This is a genomic window from Inquilinus limosus MP06, from assembly GCF_000767795.1.
Taxonomy (GTDB): Bacteria; Pseudomonadota; Alphaproteobacteria; order DSM-16000; family Inquilinaceae; genus Inquilinus; species Inquilinus limosus_E.
Window position 1 is genome coordinate 1 of record NZ_JANX01001085.1, and the last position, 877, is coordinate 877.

At 74.6% G+C, this 877-nt stretch carries 1 protein-coding gene; it reads left to right on the forward strand.

The features are described 5' to 3' along the window. Positions 1–821, forward strand: an 821-nt coding sequence (locus P409_RS35355) for an FUSC family protein (protein ID WP_052121741.1), incomplete at its 5' end; no start/stop codon positions are given. Positions 822–877 lie beyond the last annotated feature (56 nt).

An 877-nucleotide genomic window follows, 5' to 3' on the forward strand; every position in this document is an offset into this window, starting at 1 on the left:
CGATGCGCGGCCGCGGCCTGGGCGACTATGCCGAGCGGCTGCTGGTGGCGCTGGACGTCGCCGAGCGGATCTTCGGCCAGCTGATTGCCCTGTCGGATCTGCGCCAGCATGCCGGCCCGGCCGGGGACCGGCGGCGGCTGGAGGAGCGCCAGGCCCTGCGCCGCCCTGGCGCTGACGCTGTACCGCCGCGCCCGGTCCTTCGACACCGGTCCTGGCGAGAGTCGCCGGGGCCGCAACGGTCGCTGGACCGGCTGGCCCTGCTGGCGGGGCGGATGGAGGGCCCGGTCGCGGCCGGGCTGGCCCGGATCGTCGAGGAGATCCGCGCCACCGGCAACGCCCGCCCTGCCCCGGGATGGGATCAGGCGGCCGCCACCTCCCGCGGCATCGCGGCCCGGCTGGCGCCGCTGCGCGCCCATCTGAACCCGCGATCCGAGATCCTGCGCCACGCATTGCGCGCCGCCGTCGCCACCACCGCGGCGGTGCTGCTGAGCCACGCGCTGGGCTTCGCCTATTCCTACTGGATGGCGATCGCGACCGTGCTGGTGCTGCAGCCCTCGGTGGCCACCACCTGGCCGCGGGCGCTGGAGCGGGCGGTCGGCAGCGTGCTGGGCGGCGTGCTGGCCGGCGCTGCTCGGGCCTGGTGCCTCCACACACCGCTGGCCATCACCGCCGCGGTGTTCCCGCTGGCGATCGCGACCATGGCGGTTCGCTCGGTCAATTACGGCCTGTTCGTCTTCTTCCTGACCCGCTCTTCGTGCTGGTGGTCGAGCTGTCGCAGCCGGGCGCGAGCGAATGGGCCCTGGCCGGGATGCGGGCGCTGAACAACGTGCTGGGCAGCTTCATCGGCGTGCTCGGCGGCCTCTTGCTGTGGCCGAGC